A 17,322-nucleotide genomic window follows, 5' to 3' on the forward strand; every position below is an offset into this window, starting at 1 on the left:
TGTATTCGGGATCAATAGCTAACCGCCCGGTCATTCCGCATAGATATAACCGAATCAGACGAAATAGGCCCACTCACCGACCCGCCCTCAACTAATGTGACATAAATTCGTTCATGATCGACGGGTTCTCCAGCAATAATTTTGATCAATTGTTCAGCAGCGAGCGATCCCCACTTGCGCTTGGAATAATCAATGCTTGCCAGTCTCGGCTGGACGTATTTGCTCAATTCAATATTGTCGAATCCGATGACATCAATCTCCTGACCAACGCCAAGTGCACTGTCTGCCAGACGATCACACAAGCCAATAGCCATCTCATCATTGAGGCAGAATACCGCTGCGGGTCCATCATACACCTGCGCAATTTGATCTGCGGCTTTTTCTCCACCACTCTTTTCAAAATCTCCCGTGATCTCAATCCATTCCACATCGGCTTCACGTTCAGCAACCTGTCTCACAGCCTTTAACCGCTGCACAGAGTCAAACGAACCTTCCGGTCCTGTCACCACGTAGATTTTCTTGTGTCCCTGTTCAATAAGATGTTCCATCGCAAGTGTTGCCCCGGCCTTATTATCCAGCAGAACCTGATTAATGTTGGGATGATCCATCTCACGGTCCAATACAACGATTTTGTGCCCACGATCGGCATACTGCATTAGTTCCTCACTTGCAAACGTATGATCCAGAATGATCGCACCATCAATCATCCTCTCTGGAAGCATGCGATGGGATTGTTTACCACTGCACACGATCAGGTCATAGCCTTGAGCATTACATACGGCTTTCATGCCACTCAGCAAGTCTCCATACACATCTCCTCTAAAATCGGTCAAGAATACACCTAGAATTTTGGATTCCCTCTTCTTCAGTGTTCTTGCTGCGGCATTTGGAACATAGTTCAGTTCTTTGGCAATGGCCAAAATTTTGGAACTCGTCTCATCGGTCACTTTGTTGCTGCCATTCAGCGCATATGACACAGTAGAGATGGAAACTCCCGCCTGTTTGGCGATATCCTTGATACTGACCACATTCTTCGCTCCCCTGTTATGTTCATCAGGCCTTTCATAACAAAAGGCCTGACACATTACTCTTTTCATTCACCGGATTAAACAAGTCTGAATGATTTCTTCTGAGTATCCCGACTGTTTGCACCCACAAGAATATGGAACTCGCCTCGATCACTGCGATGGCTTAAGTCGGAATGGTGATAACGAAGCTGTTCTTCATTTAAAGTAAACGTAGCTGTACCACTCTCGCCTGGCTCCAGTGCAAGCTTCACATATCCTTTCAGCTCACGCATAGGACGAACGACTTCACCTGTTACATCACGAACGTACAACTGAACGGTCTCCACACCTGCACGGTCACCCGTGTTTGTAACACGTACCTGGATGCTCAGGGACTCATCTGCAGTCAACTCATTACTTGAGACTTCAAGATCACCATAAGCGAAGGATGTATAAGAGAGACCATAACCGAACGGAAGCAACGGTTCATTCGGGCTGTCAATGTATTTGGAAACATAACGTTCTTCCGTCTTCTCCGGGTTCAGTGGACGACCTGTATTGAAATGGTTGTAATAGACCGGAATCTGACCTACGGACTGCGGGAAGGACATCGTCAGACGTGCGGATGGATTCACTACACCTGTCAGAACATCTGCGATCGCTGCTCCGCCTTCACTACCTGGGAACCAGGCTTCAAGAACGGCATCCGATTCATCGATTACACCATGCAGATCCAATGGACGGCCGTTGAAAATAACGCTGGCAATCGGTTTTCCCGCTGCTTTGAGCTGTTTAACCAATTCCAGTTGGGCTGCCGGCAGACGAATATCCGTGCGCGAGCCACCTTCTCCACTCATCTCTGAGTCTTCCCCAAGAGCAAGGACAATCAGGTCTGCTTTGCTTGCCACTTTCAGAGCTTCGGCAATCTGCTCAGCTGTAATCGTATGAACATTACTGCCCTGAGCAAATTGAACTTTCCCACCCGTCAGGCGTTCTTGCAGAGCTGTTCCCAACTTAACTGCATCTTCTTTAACCCCTTCACAGGACCACCAGCCCAGAATATCAGGACTCTGTGCAAAAGGACCAATGAGGGCTACATTAGCGTCAGGTTGAAGTGGAAGCACACTGTCATCATTCTTCAACAGGACAGCTGATTTTGTTGCCAGTTCATACGATACCTGACGGTGCTCTTTGGAGAATACAATCTCACGTTCACGTTCAGGATCAGCTGCACGCAGTGGGTTATCAAACAATCCCAGCTTCTCTTTCAGTTGCAGAATTCGCAGAACAGCTTCATCAATTAGCTTCTCTTCCACTTCACCACTCTCAATCAGTTCAGGCAAATGATGCACATAACAAGGTGTCATCATCTCCATATCTACTCCTGCGCGAATGGCACGATATGCCGCTTCACGATCATCTTCCGCAGCACCATGCGCAATCATCTCGCGAATGGAAGCCCAATCCGAGATTAATACACCATCAAAGCCCCACTCGTCACGCAAAATGCCGCGCATTAACTTCTCATTGCCACTTGCCGGAATACCGTCAACCGTATTGAACGAAGTCATGACCATTTCCACACCCGCATCCAATGCTGCTTTGTACGCTGGCAAATAGTACTCACGCAGGTTACGCTCGGACATGTCCACCGTATTGTAATCCCGACCACCCTCAGCCGCTCCATACGCCGCAAAGTGTTTAACACAGGCTGCAAGACGATCTGGCTCATCCTTCAAGCTATCGCCCTGATATCCACGTACAAACGCAGCCGCAAATAAACTGTTCAGATAAGGATCTTCTCCTGTCGTTTCCATCACACGACCCCAGCGCGGGTCACGAACCAGATCAACCATCGGTGCAAAGGTAACATGCAAACCGGATACAGCTGATTCACGCGCTGCAATTTCAGCACTTTTCTCAGCCAGTTCTGTGTCCCATGAACAACCGATTGCCAGTGGAATCGGGAAAATGGTTTTGAATCCATGAACTACGTCAGCCATGAACAAAAGCGGAATGCCCAAACGGCTTTTTTTCATATAAGCTTGCTGTACATCAATGATGGCCTGCGCACCGGACAACCCCAGAATGGACCCACTGGCATCCACGGACTGCTCCGTAATCCCCATCTCTTCCATCGGCCCTGTGATCTGACCTTCGACATTTGTTCCTTCATAAAAGTTGGCAGTCAACTGAAGAAGCTGAGCTGTTTTTTCCTCCAACGTCATCTGTTTTACCAGGTCTAACAACTGCTCGTTATTCATCTGATCGTATCCTCCACTACAAGTTGTTGAAATAAAGAACCCGGCTGCGTTCGGGGAGAGACCGCGCACCGGGTTCAAAATTAATTACTGAATGATTACTAGAATTTATCGTTTAGCTCATCCAGATAAGGTTGAACCAGGGACATTTTACTGTTTACCCATTCTTTCCAGTTCGCCTCTAGATCTCCGTTTTTGAGGATCAAGTTGGCATATTCATTCTGGTAGTCGAATGAAGCCTGACTCTTAGCTTTGGAATCGTACAGGTTGACATCCCAATCGTAAGTTGCAAGGGATTTACCTTCTGTACCAAGTTTTGCTTTTTCTTCGAACAATTTCACGGCTCTATCACGGTAATCTTTTTTGATTGCAGGGTTTACAACACTGAAGTCGTCACCCAGCAGATACAGACCTTCGAAACGTGCTGGATATTTATCTTCCAATACCGTTCCTTCTGGCAACAAGCTAACGAGTTCGTTGTTTTCATCATATTTCCAATCTTTTCCTTCAAAGCCCATGTTGATGAGCAACTGTCCTTCTTTTGTTGCGGAGTAATCGATCAGATCCATGATCCGTTCGAATTTCTCGTCACTGATGTCCGGATTGAAGATCAATGCAGACCAGAAGTTGGCTTGCTCCATGTTACGGTATTTCCCGTCATCGCCTACTACGATTGCTGTGTGTACCAGTTCATCACTATCTACACCCAGATTTTTTCTCATATCGGAATCCAGACCTTGTCTGTACGAAGCCAATCCGCCCAGACTTGTTACAGCAGCTGTACCTGTTACTTTGAAGTTGTTTTGACCTTCATTGTTTTTCCATGTGTAGAACTCAGGATTGAGCAGTCCGTCTTTATAGGCTTTTTGCATCAATTTAAGTCCTGTCAGCGTTTCAGGATCTGCTGGTCCCCAGTGGAATTGGCCATCTTCACCTTTGTAGAACGGAGAGTCAGTCATGGCATGCACACTGTTTGGCATAATCATGTTTGTCATGGCATCTGCCGCATTGTAGGACAGAGGTACAAGTTTGTTACCCACTTTGCCTGGATCTTTTTCTTTCACTAGCGCAGCATATTCATTCAATTCGGTTGTTGTATAAGCATCTTTCAGTTCAAAACCAACCGCTTCAGCCCAGTCTTTACGAAGCGCAATGACACCAATTTGGTTCGTCAGTGGGTCAGCTGGTTTGTTCTCGAAATAGATTGGTCTAGGCAGGACATATGTTCCACCCGTCAATTCTTCCAACTTGTCTCCAAGACCCGTCAAATTGTAAGCTGCTGCCACGTTAGGCCAGCGCTCTTTCCAGTCATCCGGGAATTTGTAGAACAAACCTTGTTCAATACTGTTAATGGCATCGCCATGTACGTAGTTCCATACCGCTACATCCGGCAAGTCGCCAGAGTTGATCCACAGACGAAGCTTCTCGCCCCATGAATCCCAATCGATATAGTTGTAGTCCCAAGTTACATTGAATTTGTCTGTCCAGAACTTGTGGAAGTCATTATCCAGGTTCCCGTTTTTGATTTCGGTCAGGTTAGCTACAGAGATGGTCAGGTTGTCTTTGTAATTTCCCTCTGCATCTTTTTCGTTACCACCTGAAGCTCCTTGGCTGGAACAAGCGGTCACCATCAGCATAACTACACTAAGCGTGATGGCAAAGAGAGCTCTTACTGACAACTTTTTGTTCGTTTTCATGTTTTACCCCCATGTTTTTAGTAGAATTTTATTGCAAAATCCTATACGTATAATCAGGTCTTGATTGCCCCTGTTAATACCCCTTTGGCAAAGTGTTTTTGCAGCATTGGGAAGAAACACATAATTGGTACCATGGTGACAAATACGGCCGCCATCTTCATGCCCATTGAGAAGTTGCTTGCCTGGGCAGCATCCACACTGGATGCATTGGATGCATTCGTCGTAGATGTCACGATAATATTTCGGAGTACATTCTGGAGCGGTAATTGATCCGCTTTTCGAAGGAATATCATCGCATCATACCAACTGTTCCAGTAAGCCACACCGTAGAACAACGTGATTGTAGCCATAATTGGTGTAGCCAGCGGAAGAACAACGGAGAACAAAATTCTCCACTCTCCGGCTCCATCCAGTCTCGCCGATTCCATGAGTGATTCAGGCAAGGTGTAGAAGTAGTTCATCATCAGAATCATGTTAAACGCACTGAAGCTTCCCGCCAGGATAACAGACCACAGCGTACCTGTAAGATGAAGAGATTTCATGATCAGATACAGCGGTACGATACCACCATTAAAGATCATGGTGAACAGTACTAGGAAAAAGAGAAATTTCTTAAACGGAAATTTGTTGCGACTAAGGCCATATGCCATGCTTGTTGTCAGGAACAAGCTGAGTGGCAAGCCGATGACTAGCAATATAATTGTATTTTTGTACCCCGACAGAATCGTTCCGTCAGCGAACAATGCCTTGTAGGAATCCAATGTCCATTCTTTAGGGAACATCAAAAATGGATTGTCAGCATATTCTTTTTGTGTTGCAAACGAGATCATGATAACATTCCAGAACGGAATCAGGATCATCAGGGCAAGCACTAGTAATACGGCAAAAATAATGTAATCGAGAAGTGTCATTTTTTCTGTACCAATTCTCGGTTTTTTGTTAGCTTTCTTGCTCATCTCATTTTTCCTCCTCTCTTATCGGAACAAACCGTCTCCGCCAAGCCACTTGGCAAATCTGTCAGCAAGAAGCAGCAAGGCCATATTCACCAGGGAACGGAACAAGCTGACCGCTGTCGAGAATGAGAAATCGGTAGATGACTGGAACGTAATCCGATAGATATATACATCGAGTACTTCCGATACATTTTTGGTAGCGGCATTTGCCAAGTTGAAGATCTGGTCAAACCCGGAAGACATCAATCCACCAACCGACAGAATAAACATGATTGTGATGGTTGGAAGGATGTTAGGTAAAGTAATTTTGAACATCTGTTGCATACGGGAAGCCCCGTCAATCTGTGCTGATTCATACTGATCCTGATCAATACCGGAAATGGCAGCCAAGAATATAATCGCGCCCCATCCACTTGATTTCCAAATATCAGTCAACAGCAACATTGGTACAAAGTTGGATTCAGACCCCAGGAAGTTAATCGTTGGCAATCCGAGTAATCCGAGCGCGCTGTTTACCAGTCCGTCATATGCCAGCACATTGATGACTACCCCGGATACGATGATCCAGGACAGGAAGTGCGGGAACGTAAGAACGGTTTGGAATAATTTTTTCCCTCTGCGCATCCGCAATTCATTCAGCAACAGCGCCAGAATGATCGGGAATGGGAACTGAATAATCAGTTTCAGAATATTGATGTACAGCGTACGCCATACTGCGTCGATAAAGGTTGGATCACGGAAAACATATTTGAAGTTCTCGAATCCGCTCCATGGACTTCCCCAGATGCCCAGGTTGGCCTTGTAATCTTTGAATGCCAGAGACAGGCCACCCATCGGCATGTAGGCAAACAGAATTAGCCAGACAAGCCCCGGAATAAGCAGGGTGTATGTCATTCGGTGCTTCCAGATTTCAGTCCAGAGCGAATTGCCCTTCACGTTTCCCTTCAGCTTTTTGCTAGGTCCTTCGGCTGCAGGTTTCACATTGCATCTCCTCACTCTACTATGGTCTTGTCGTTGTACAGAAAATCAAACATCGTTCTCAGGTGGTGCTCCCAAAATCTCCATTCATGAGCCCCCGGGGTCTCCACATACCGAAAATCAAAGGCAGTCCCTTGCATGTATTTCGCATAGTCGCGATTCATCTCTACGAAGGGGTCACTATCGCCACAGCAACTGAGGATATCCGGTAAAGGAACACCCTGTTCCAGCAGCTTGGCCGACAGTGCGTAAATATCCTGATCGGCTTTCACCTGTAAACGTTCTCCAAAAACCGCTTTCATTTCCTTGATCATGCTCGCTGGCATATGGGGATCATGAAGTCGTGTCTGAATATCCGTTACGCCGGATAGAGACACTACTTTGCGATATCGCTCTGGATAAGTTAGTCCACATTTCAGTGCACCATATCCACCCATGGATAAACCGGCGACGTATGTTTTCTCCGGATCAGGATTCAGATTGAGCAGACGCTTGCATATTTCAGGTAACTCCTGCGTGATGTAGTGGAAGTAATTCAGGCCGTATTCCATATCGGTGTAGTAGCTTCGATTCGCTTCCGGCATAATGATGGTACAGCCATATTGGGCTGCATACATCTCAATTGTAGTTAACCGCTGCCAGGTACTCGCATTATCGCCTGCCCCGTGCAACAGATATAGTGTACCGCCTGAAGTCTCTCCGGAGTCACTGGACACAACATGTATGCTGGTATTCATGCATAAGGTTGGCGATCCAGTTTCGATCGTTATATGTGCCATAATGTAACCCCTCTCATCATCGCCTGCTGTCTTTACTCATTCGTTTCTCTGGCGTTGGATTGCAGGCTGTTGTAGATTCCCTTGTATTACGATGGGTTATCGAAACGATTTTCTCGAATCGTTTCAAAACATAGCCAACGTTGATTCACATGGACTTCATTACAACACTTTTAATGTGGAAGCGATTTCTTCGAATCGTTTCGAATAAATCATAAGCCCGATGAGTAAATCCTGTCAATAACCTTTTTACAAATTTCGCGTTTTTTTCTCGAAAAAATGCTTTTTTAAGTCTAAATTTGCATCGAAAGACACTATTATTACGAAAAAATGAAAATTTAGTCAGTGCTATTACAACTTTAATTGACACCAAACCAGGTTTATACTAACATGAGTTCTGATTTTGCATTCGAATTACGGAAACGTTTCACCAACCGATTTTACTCAGGTTTCACCTGATATTAGGGAGGTTAATATGTCTGAGCAACTCAAAGGTTTCATTCATACGATTACTGAGCAAAAATTGAACGTTTTTTCCATTCGCATATTACAAAAAGGGCATCTGCTTGCCCATTGGGACCGGGATAAGGATCAGCGCAGGGTACAACATTCCATCAGTAAATCCTTCACGTGTATGGCCGTTGGTCTTGCGCTTGAAGAAGGTCTGTTACATCTGGATGCGACACTTGGTGATTATTTCTCTTATGATCATGTACCAACTGCACAGCGCAATCTTCCATCGCCGCAGGAATTGAAACTGCGTGATCTTCTCCGAATGTCTTCGGGCCATGACTCGCCGCCTCTTTGGGCTGATGAACGAGCTTCTTTGACCGAGAAAGATTGGGCAAAACATTATATGTCTCTCCCTCTGGACCGGATGCCCGGAGAACATTTTACATACAGCAGTGGGGATACGTTTATGATCTCAGCCATGCTACAGGCAGCAACCGGCCAAACCGTGAAAGATTACCTGACTCCACGGTTATTTGATCCACTTGGCATTCATGATGTAGAGTGGGAAACCTCTCCATTGGGAGTAACACTTGGCTGTGCAGGTCTTTGGATAAGCAATGAGGAACTGAGTCGATTTGGACAGTTACTGCTGCAGGAGGGGCTTTGGGAAGGCACACAGCTTGTACCTGCCGATTGGATCAGACAGGCTACGTCCCAGCAGATCGAAACGACTGGAGGCGGAGATTGGGGAAAAGGTTACGGATATCAGTTCTGGATGTGTTCTCATGGCGCTTACCGCGCCGATGGAGCCTATGGTCAATTGTGTATCGTAATTCCCTCAAAGGAAGCTGTCATATGTATTAATAGTGAGGAAGAAAATATGCAAGGCATCCTGAATGCCGTCTGGAATGAGGTTTTACCCCTTTACACCCAGCGTTAGCCTAAGTGTTTTATCTTATTTCAATTTGCATTATGCCATCCGATTGAGAATAAAACAAAAAAACGCCACGGGGTCAATGGACCCCATGACGTTATTTCTTATCCGTGTTGTGGAAGCTGAGTCATTTCATCTAAACATTGTGCGCATATGTAACGCTCTTTGAACTCGTTGACTTCCTCGATGGATCCGCAGAAAATACATTTTGGACGATATCTCTCCAAGATAATATGGTCCCCTTGTACTAAGATTTCTACAGGATCTCCCTCATTCATTTGATACCTTTTACGCAAAGATTTAGGCAATACGATCCTACCTAATTGGTCAACTTTGCGAACTACTCCAGCTGGCTTCATAGCTACGGCACACCTCTCCTATCTTACTCTAAATTTCTAGGTACATTTGTACTATGTTTATAGATTCGCCAAGATTTTGTCGAATCCTGCTGGAAATAAACATTTTTTGTCCTTTTTTTTGAAAAATGTTTTTTTACCGAATTCTAGCCGTCATTTATAACCCGGATTTATCCTTCTAACCCCGGAAAATTAAGCTGACGCAGTGCTTCATACACAATAATTGCTGCCGAATTGGACAGATTTAATGATCTAACATCACCAGTCATTGGCATTTTCATGCATGTATCGGGATTCGCAGCAATTAATTCAGGTGGCAGGCCTTTAGTCTCTTTACCAAAAACGAGGAAATCCCCATCCTGAAAATTAAAGTCACTGTATCGGTTCTTTGCCTTCGTAGTTGCGTAGAAGAAGCGACCTTCCGGATATTTTTCCTGAACCTCTGCAAATGAGTCGTGGTATTCAATATGAACGGCATGCCAGTAGTCCAGCCCTGCCCGTTTCAATGTAGCATCATCTGTTCGAAATCCAAGTGGACGCACGAGATGCAGATGGGTACCGGTTGCCGCACAAGTACGCGAAATATTTCCTGTGTTCGCCGGAATTTCTGGTTCAACCAGAACGATGTGTAAAGCCATATGTGTTCAATCTCCTTTTCATTTCATGTTGACGACAACCCTCTAATCTTAAAGAAAAGCCCTCCACACGTCAATGTGGAAGGCTCTGGTAAGGCACAGGATAAGACACGAAGGTCCATTACACCGTACCCTATACTAATTATCCATTTGTCTTCTGGAAGTGGCTCATAAAGTCTGTCAGTGCCTTAACACTCTCATAAGGAGCAGCATTATAAATGGAGGCACGGAGACCACCCACACTGCGATGTCCTTTCAGACCTACAAATCCTTCTCCCTCCGATGCCTTGATGAACTTTTTCTCCAGTTCCTCAGAAGCAAGACGGAAGGTTACATTCATCAGGGAACGATCTTCTGGTTCCACACAACCACGGTAGAAATCGCCGGAAGCGTCAATTGTGTTATAGAGCAATTCCGCTTTTTTCGTATTTTTTTGCTCAATACCAGCCAGTCCGCCCTGTTCTTCAATCCATTTCAATACTTCATTCACCATATATACCGAGAAGGATGGCGGCGTATTGTACAGGGAGTTGTTATCTACATGTGTGCTGTAACGAAGCATGGTTGGAATCGTTTTAGGCGATTCGCTCACCAGTTCCTCACGAGCAATTACAACCGTAATTCCGGATGGACCCAGGTTCTTCTGTGCACCCGCGTAGATCATGCCAAACTGATTAAGATCAAATGGTTTACAGAAAATATCACTCGACATGTCCGCAATCAGAGGTACTGAACCGGTATCCGGGAACGACTTGAATTGCGTACCTTCGATCGTTTCGTTGGAAGTCAGATGTACATAAGCCGTACGTTCTGGCAAACTCAGATTCGAAACATCCGGCAATTTCATGAACTTCTCTGCTTCTGAAGATGCAGCAACATGTGTCTCGCCAATCAATTTCGCCTCAGACAGAGCCTTTTTGGCCCAGCTGCCAGTCATCACGTAACTTGCAGTCTGCCCTGCACCGAGCAGGTTCATTGGCAACATCGCGAACTGAGTGCTTGCACCGCCCTGCAGAAAGAGAACCTTGTATCCTTTTGGATTGCCTAGAAGCGACAACAACCGCTCCTGAGCTTCATTATGTACAGACTCATACACCGCTCCACGGTGAGACATCTCCATAATCGACATGCCTGTATTACGAAAATCTACAAATTCCGCCTGTGCACGCTCCAGTACCTCAAGTGGTAACGCCGCAGGTCCTGCATTAAAGTTATACGCTCTTTTTGTCACAAAATCCCCCGCCCTTTCCATCCGTAACTCTGACATACAAACAGCATTTTGCACAATTCGATTAGAATCGCTCACGGGTATAAGATATAGACCAATCGAATCATTTTGATCTATATCTTACTTATTGAAAGTCGATCTATGGATTTGCGCAAAATGCACTCAAAGTGAATATTATCGCTATGATATCAGTATTCTCTATCTGCTTCAAGGGCAATATGCACTGAAGTGTTGAATTCAGGTCATCAAATTCCTTTATCACCCTGCAAAGTTAAAGCACTACATTGTTTAATTCAAGGAAAAGCCTCCGAGAACGTGTCCCGGAGGCTTTAAGTTGGAACAAGAACTGTTCCGACCCCAACCGATTAGCAGTCGAAGTAGAGGCTGTACTCGTGCGGATGAATGCGGATCGCTACTGCTTTTGCTTCATCACGTTTGAGGTTGATGTAGTTTTCAATGAATTCTTTTGTGAATACGCCGCCTTCAGTCAAGAACTCGTTATCAGCTGCCAATGCATCAAGTGCTTCTTCGAGAGAAGCTGGCACACTGCGGATGTTTTCTTTATCTGCATCAGACAGGTCATAGATGTTTTTATCGAGCGGACCATATCCAAGCTCAGTTGGGTTGATTTTGCGTTTGATTCCATCCAGACCAGCCATCAACATTGCGGAGAATGCCAAGTATGGGTTAGCTGTGGAGTCTGGTGTACGGAACTCGATACGACAACCTTTTGGTGTCACAGCTGCAACCGGAATACGAACTGCTGCGGAACGGTTACCTTTGGAGTAAACCAGGTTAACTGGTGCTTCGTAACCAGGTACAAGACGTTTGAATGAGTTTGTACTAGGGTTAGTCAAAGCGATCAGTGCCGGAGCATGGTACAAGATACCTCCGATGTAGTGCAGTGCCATTTCACTCAGGTTAGCATATCCCGCTTTGTCATAGAACAATGGGGAATCGCCATCAAAGATGGATTGGTGAACGTGCATTCCGCTACCATTATCACCGAACAATGGTTTTGGCATGAAAGTTGCTACTTTACCATATTGACGTGCAGTGTTGTGCACGATGTATTTGTATGCAAGCAGGTTATCTGCTGTTTTCTTCAGTGTATCAAAACGGAAGTTGATTTCAGCTTGACCCGCTGTCGCCACTTCATGGTGATGACGCTCAATCGACAGGCCTGCTTCTTCCAAAAGGCGACACATTTCGCTACGAATATCTTGTTGTGTATCCACTGGCGCTACTGGAACATATCCACCTTTAGTGCGAACTTTGAAGCCCAGGTTTCCGCCTTCTTCTTTGCGGTTAGTGTTCCATGAAGCTTCTTCAGAATCTACATAGTAAGAAGAGCTGTTCGTGCCGCTCTCATAACGTACATCGTCGAAGATGAAGAACTCGGATTCAGGTGCGAAGAATGCCGCTGTACCTACACCGCTCTCTTGCAAATAAGCTTCTGCTTTAACAGCGATGCTGCGTGGGTCACGCTCATAACGCTCGCCATCCGGAGTGAAGATATCACACATAACATTCAATGTAGGGTGTGCAGTGAACGGATCGACATAAGTCGCTTCAGGGTCTGGCATCATAACCATATCGGACTCTTCAATTCCGCGGAAACCTTGGATAGAAGAACCGTCAAAAGCTACTCCATTTACGAACGTGTCTGCATCAACAGCCGAAGCTGGCAACGAGATGTGATGTGCACGACCAGCTAAATCTACAAAACGAAAATCTACCCACTCGATGTTGTTCTCTTGAATTGATTTCAATACGTTTTCAACCGACATGTATTCGTCCTCCCAAATATTCCGAACATTAAACAACCCCACTAAGAAAATGTCTAAATTCGAATTTTTTTCTGTCGTCATTATAAATTTTAAAACATGACATCGTCAATACTTATGTAAGGTATTTTTTGAAGGGATGTTAGATATACTCACACTTTATAAATAACATAAATTCATATAACAACTAGTTTCATATACATTTAACTGGTTTAATGCGGTAAAGCGACCTCTATTTTAACCTAAATCATGGAAAAAACTTCACATCATAAATGTTTCTTATCACTATTGATTAATAAATACGTTCAAAACTGCAAAATATGCAAAAAACCGAGCATCTATCTGATTCCGTTGCAATGAACGAGATCGGAGGAGATGCCCGGATGATGATCCAGACCTTGACTATGAAATTCTTATTATACGCCTACACGTGCCGGGAAAAATTCTGCCGGTTGTTTGGCTGTGCTGAATGATTTACCCACGATTGGTGCCAATTTCTCCAGATCCTGCAACAGGTTGGCGAATTGGTCAGGGAACAAGGACTGCACACCATCTCCTGTCATGGAGTTATCCGGATCGGTATGCATTTCAATGATCAGTCCATTGGCGCCCGCAGCAACGGAAGCTTTTGTCATCGGCTCCACTAGTTCACGTCGTCCAGTACCATGACTTGGGTCAGAAATAACCGGCAAATGGCTCAGAGACTGCAGAACAGGGATCGCTGACAGATCCAGCGTATTCCGTGTGTAGGATTCAAACGTACGAATACCACGCTCACACAGCATGACATTTGGGTTACCACCCGCAAGAATGTACTCAGCCGCATTCAACAATTCATCGTATGTCGCACTGAAGCCACGTTTCAACAATACCGGTTTGCCACACTCACCCAATTTGCGGAGCAGATCAAAGTTCTGCATGTTACGTGTACCTACTTGCAGAATATCGGCGTACTCGGCGCAAATATCCACATACTCAGGTGTCATGACTTCTGTAATGGTCAGCAGATCATGTTTCTTGCCTGCTTCTGCCATCATGATCAATCCCTCTACGCCCGTTCCCTGGAAACTGTAAGGACCCGTACGCGGCTTAAATGCACCTCCACGTAACACTTGCCCACCAGCAGCTTTCACAAGCCCGGCAATCTCATCAATCTGGGCAGCGGATTCAACCGCACATGGTCCGCCCATGACAACAAGTTCTTTTCCGCCGATATCTACACCTTTGATGGAGATCACCGTATCTTCCGGATGGAAGTCGCGGCTTGCCAATTTGTAGGACTTCGAGATTTTAACGACATTCTCGACACCTTTCATTTGGCGAAGATGCTCTTGCATTTTAGGTTCAACTTTTCCAATCAAACCAATGATAGTACGATCCTCTCCGCGAGAGATATGCACCTGAAGCCCTTCTTTTTCAATAACTGCAACGATATCCTGAATCTGTTCCTCTGGCGTAGCCTTGCCTGCAATAACGATCATATTAATTCCCATCCTTCCTTGTATGAGAGCACCATAATTTCTTAATGTGCGTCTGATTAAATATAAAAACTCTGTCGCGCTTAAACGCTTGTTCGCTTTTAAGCTTTTATCCGTTAAAGTGAATATAACATAGTTCTCCTATTGCGTCAAGGTACACATTCTTTATCCCTATATCAAAAAGACCCCTGCTCCACAGGCTCCGACATTCGGATCTGCGTAACAGGGTTCTTCTCATTCACAACTCGTTTGCAATTCACATACACTTAGACTTGCTGCTTTTACATTAGCTGCGCCTAAGGTGTACGTGTTTTTTCTCGAACTGGAGGCAGCAGTTTGCTCATGTTCACGGTACGTTTGATCTCCCACGTCTCCGGCTTGTCATGTTCATACTGCTCCAGATAAAGGATGACTTCCTTCGTAATCGGTGTTGGTGTTGATGCACCCGAAGTAACAGCCACCTTATTTACACCTTTCAGCCATTCTTGCTGAATCTCGGAGACATCGGATACACGGTAGGCCGTAACCCCGGCGATCTCCTCCGACACTTGTGCCAGACGATTAGAGTTATTGCTGCGAGGATCACCCACCACGATAACCAGGTCCGCTTGACCTGCCTGTTCAGCAACAGCTTCCTGACGAACCTGAGTTGCGAGGCAAATCTCATTATGAATCTCTGCGCCCGGAAACTTCTCCAGCAGACGGCTCATAATGTGTTTGATATCCCACTGGCTCATCGTTGTCTGATTCGTAATAAGGATTTTGCCCGGAGATACGTTCAGTTCTTCGATTTCTTCTTCCTTCTCGATCAGATGAACGAGATCTGGTGCAACACCTACGGCACCTTCTGGTTCAGGGTGATTCTTTTTGCCGATATAGATGATCTGATAACCCTCTGCCGTCTTCTCCCGAATGAGATCATGGGTCTTGGTGACATCAGGGCATGTTGCATCCACTGTTGTCAATCCTTTGTCCCGTGCCAGCTTACGCACTTCAGGAGACACACCATGAGCTGTGAAAATAATCGTGCCACTCTCCACTTGGCTCAAAATATCCATCCGGTTCGGACCATCCAATGTAATAATGCCTTCATCTTCAAAGGAATCCGTCACATGTTGGTTATGCACAATCATACCCAATATATAAATAGGTCGTGGTAAATCCAGATTGCGTGCCGCTTGACGCGCGAGCACCATCGCATCCACAACGCCGTAACAATATCCCCGCGGCGAAATTCGTAGTACTTCCACTTGGTTGCCACCCGCTTTCTTTCTCGGCAACGTTGCCGATGTAATTGCAGTCCTGTCTATTATACCTTTATTCGATAGGCGGAGCAAAGACAACCGGCAACCAGATAATAAAGGTGGTTCCTTCTGCACGTCTGGTCACAACCTCAACCGATCCATGATGTTCCTCAATAATCCACTTCGCAATCGAAAGTCCCAGACCTATGCCCGGTGTAGCCCCGCGGGATTCATCTGCCCGATAGAAGCGATCAAAGATGAACGGCACTTCGTCCCGATCCATCCCAATACCGGTGTCGCTGATGCGTAGTCCCACTTGGCCTTTGTATAATACGGCATCCAGCGTCACAGAGCCTTCAGGTGTGTATTTAAATGCATTTTCGATGAAGATAAATAACATCTGTTGCAGATAGTCCTTGCTACCGTTCACATAAATGCCGTTAAGGATGGAAAAATCTCCCGGAAGCCAGTCTGCCTGACGATCCAGAAATTGTGCTCTGCGTGCCACTTCCTGTACGAGAATCTGCAGCGGGATCGGATTCAGTTCAATTTTCTGACCCGTATCCGCTCTCGCCAGCGATAACATGTCGCTGATCAGCCTGCTCATACGTTTTCCCTCGTCCGCCATATCTTCAATGGCTTCCAGCGACATTTGTTTGACAGTCTCCTCATCCAGATTCGGTCGGTCGGTTCCCTCCTGATCCCACAGCTTCTTCAAGAAGTCTACGTTCCCGCGAATGGTGGTCAGCGGCGTACGCAGTTCATGCGATGCATCGGATACAAAGCGGCGCTGGGCAGCATTCGTCTCCTCCAAACCACGGAATGACAATTCTGTACGTTCAAGCATATTATTCACCGTTTCAATCAGACGCCCGATCTCATCCTTCGGCCCAGCATATTGAATACGTACACTTAAGTCATCTCCAGATTGAATCTGATTGGCGGCATCAATGACAGTCACGAGCGGACGCATCGACTTGCGAGCCAAGACGAGACCTGAGGTAATAGCGAGGGCCATCGCTACCAGCCAACCAAAAACCAAAATATTAAGCAACGCTTCCAACAGGCGCTCCTGTGAACTTACATTCGCACCAACCTGAAGAATTCCACGTACTTCATTGGTACCCTGAAGAGAAAGGGGAAGCTGATTCACCAGAAACGGTGTCCCATCCACATAGATCTTGGATATGCCACGCTTTTCAAGAATTTCATTGGTTTTTAATACCGGAAACTGAATCCCTAATTTCTTCATATTGCCGGAAATTATGCCCGAGCGGCTCTGGTAATCCCAGAGTTGAATATAGATTTGTGCCTCCTGAAGCTGACTCTCTGTAAATGGGTCCAGATCCAACGACTGTGAAAGAGGATTAACACCGATCTGCTCCGTAATCCGGGTACTCTTCACCTTCAATTGCTGTTCGACTTCCTGATAGGAGTTAAAATAAACAAAGGCATAAATTACAACGCCCCAAAAGATAAGAACAGCCGCCAAAATGCCAGAATACCATGCGGTTAGTCTTAACCGGATGGACATA

The 17,322-nt window shown here is 45.7% G+C and carries 14 protein-coding genes; 1 reads left to right on the forward strand and 13 read right to left on the reverse strand.

The window, feature by feature from the left end:
• Window positions 1-11: 11 nt before the first annotated feature.
• The 6 genes from BLS69_RS14655 to BLS69_RS14680 all read right to left on the reverse strand — a co-directional run bounded on the left by BLS69_RS14655 (window position 12) and on the right by BLS69_RS14680 (window position 7,675).
• A complete protein-coding gene (locus BLS69_RS14655) occupies window positions 12-1,028 on the reverse strand; it encodes a LacI family DNA-binding transcriptional regulator (RefSeq protein WP_091032700.1) in 1,017 nt (338 codons plus the stop codon).
• Window positions 1,029-1,105: 77 nt separating this feature from the next.
• Window positions 1,106-3,271: a beta-glucosidase BglX gene (bglX, locus tag BLS69_RS14660; protein WP_091032703.1), complete on the reverse strand. Its 2,166-nt coding sequence runs from the start codon at window positions 3,269-3,271 to the stop codon at window positions 1,106-1,108.
• 98 nt (window positions 3,272-3,369) lie between these two features.
• Window positions 3,370-4,965 (reverse strand): type 2 periplasmic-binding domain-containing protein, encoded by a 1,596-nt coding sequence (locus tag BLS69_RS14665; protein WP_091032705.1) that lies wholly within the window; start codon window positions 4,963-4,965, stop codon window positions 3,370-3,372.
• A 53-nt stretch (window positions 4,966-5,018) separates the two neighbouring features.
• On the reverse strand, window positions 5,019-5,921 hold the full coding sequence (locus BLS69_RS14670; RefSeq protein ID WP_076209164.1) for a carbohydrate ABC transporter permease: 903 nt from the start codon (window positions 5,919-5,921) through the stop codon (window positions 5,019-5,021).
• Window positions 5,922-5,939: 18 nt separating this feature from the next.
• On the reverse strand, window positions 5,940-6,899 hold the full coding sequence (locus tag BLS69_RS14675; RefSeq protein WP_017689585.1) for an ABC transporter permease: 960 nt from the start codon (window positions 6,897-6,899) through the stop codon (window positions 5,940-5,942).
• Between the two features lie 11 nt (window positions 6,900-6,910).
• Window positions 6,911-7,675, reverse strand: coding sequence for an alpha/beta hydrolase (locus BLS69_RS14680; protein ID WP_091032708.1), 765 nt, complete (start codon window positions 7,673-7,675; stop codon window positions 6,911-6,913).
• Window positions 7,676-8,147: 472 nt separating this feature from the next.
• Here BLS69_RS14680 and BLS69_RS14685 point away from each other — a divergent pair, with 472 nt between their 5' ends.
• Window positions 8,148-9,065 carry a serine hydrolase domain-containing protein gene (locus tag BLS69_RS14685; RefSeq protein WP_091032711.1) on the forward strand — a complete coding sequence of 306 codons (918 nt, stop codon included), beginning with the start codon at window positions 8,148-8,150 and terminating at the stop codon, window positions 9,063-9,065.
• Window positions 9,066-9,163: 98 nt separating this feature from the next.
• Here the strand turns inward: BLS69_RS14685 and BLS69_RS14690 are convergent, their stop codons facing one another.
• The 7 genes from BLS69_RS14690 to BLS69_RS14720 form a co-directional block, all read right to left on the reverse strand.
• A complete protein-coding gene (locus BLS69_RS14690; RefSeq protein WP_036610032.1) occupies window positions 9,164-9,418 on the reverse strand; it encodes an AbrB/MazE/SpoVT family DNA-binding domain-containing protein in 255 nt (84 codons plus the stop codon).
• A gap of 167 nt (window positions 9,419-9,585) precedes the next feature.
• Window positions 9,586-10,053 carry a tRNA (uridine(34)/cytosine(34)/5-carboxymethylaminomethyluridine(34)-2'-O)-methyltransferase TrmL gene (trmL, locus tag BLS69_RS14695; RefSeq protein WP_017689589.1) on the reverse strand — a complete coding sequence of 156 codons (468 nt, stop codon included), beginning with the start codon at window positions 10,051-10,053 and terminating at the stop codon, window positions 9,586-9,588.
• Between the two features lie 139 nt (window positions 10,054-10,192).
• Window positions 10,193-11,281, reverse strand: coding sequence for a 3-phosphoserine/phosphohydroxythreonine transaminase (gene serC / locus BLS69_RS14700; RefSeq protein ID WP_091035043.1), 1,089 nt, complete (start codon window positions 11,279-11,281; stop codon window positions 10,193-10,195).
• Window positions 11,282-11,643: 362 nt separating this feature from the next.
• Window positions 11,644-13,068, reverse strand: a complete 1,425-nt coding sequence (gene glnA / locus BLS69_RS14705; RefSeq protein ID WP_074094318.1) for a type I glutamate--ammonia ligase — start codon at window positions 13,066-13,068, stop codon at window positions 11,644-11,646.
• A 413-nt stretch (window positions 13,069-13,481) separates the two neighbouring features.
• Window positions 13,482-14,546, reverse strand: coding sequence for a 3-deoxy-7-phosphoheptulonate synthase (aroF, locus tag BLS69_RS14710; protein WP_036610039.1), 1,065 nt, complete (start codon window positions 14,544-14,546; stop codon window positions 13,482-13,484).
• A 293-nt stretch (window positions 14,547-14,839) separates the two neighbouring features.
• A complete protein-coding gene (locus tag BLS69_RS14715) occupies window positions 14,840-15,793 on the reverse strand; it encodes a 4-hydroxy-3-methylbut-2-enyl diphosphate reductase (protein ID WP_091032713.1) in 954 nt (317 codons plus the stop codon).
• A 67-nt stretch (window positions 15,794-15,860) separates the two neighbouring features.
• Window positions 15,861-17,321 carry a sensor histidine kinase gene (locus BLS69_RS14720; protein ID WP_091032716.1) on the reverse strand — a complete coding sequence of 487 codons (1,461 nt, stop codon included), beginning with the start codon at window positions 17,319-17,321 and terminating at the stop codon, window positions 15,861-15,863.
• Window position 17,322: the final 1 nt, after the last annotated feature.

Source organism: Paenibacillus sp. CF095, assembly GCF_900101225.1.
GTDB lineage: Bacteria > Bacillota > Bacilli > Paenibacillales > Paenibacillaceae > Paenibacillus.

Coding starts and splice junctions, on each gene's coding strand:
- bglX (WP_091032703.1), bottom strand. CDS start 3,271: ATGAATAACGAGCAGTTGTTAGACCTGGTAAAACAGATGACGTTGGAG.
- BLS69_RS14665 (WP_091032705.1), bottom strand. CDS start 4,965: ATGAAAACGAACAAAAAGTTGTCAGTAAGAGCTCTCTTTGCCATCACG.
- BLS69_RS14670 (WP_076209164.1), bottom strand. CDS start 5,921: ATGAGCAAGAAAGCTAACAAAAAACCGAGAATTGGTACAGAAAAAATG.
- BLS69_RS14680 (WP_091032708.1), bottom strand. CDS start 7,675: ATGGCACATATAACGATCGAAACTGGATCGCCAACCTTATGCATGAAT.
- BLS69_RS14685 (WP_091032711.1), top strand. CDS start 8,148: ATGTCTGAGCAACTCAAAGGTTTCATTCATACGATTACTGAGCAAAAA.
- BLS69_RS14690 (WP_036610032.1), bottom strand. CDS start 9,418: ATGAAGCCAGCTGGAGTAGTTCGCAAAGTTGACCAATTAGGTAGGATC.
- trmL (WP_017689589.1), bottom strand. CDS start 10,053: ATGGCTTTACACATCGTTCTGGTTGAACCAGAAATTCCGGCGAACACA.
- glnA (WP_074094318.1), bottom strand. CDS start 13,068: ATGTCGGTTGAAAACGTATTGAAATCAATTCAAGAGAACAACATCGAG.
- aroF (WP_036610039.1), bottom strand. CDS start 14,546: ATGATCGTTATTGCAGGCAAGGCTACGCCAGAGGAACAGATTCAGGAT.
- BLS69_RS14720 (WP_091032716.1), bottom strand. CDS start 17,321: ATGTCCATCCGGTTAAGACTAACCGCATGGTATTCTGGCATTTTGGCG.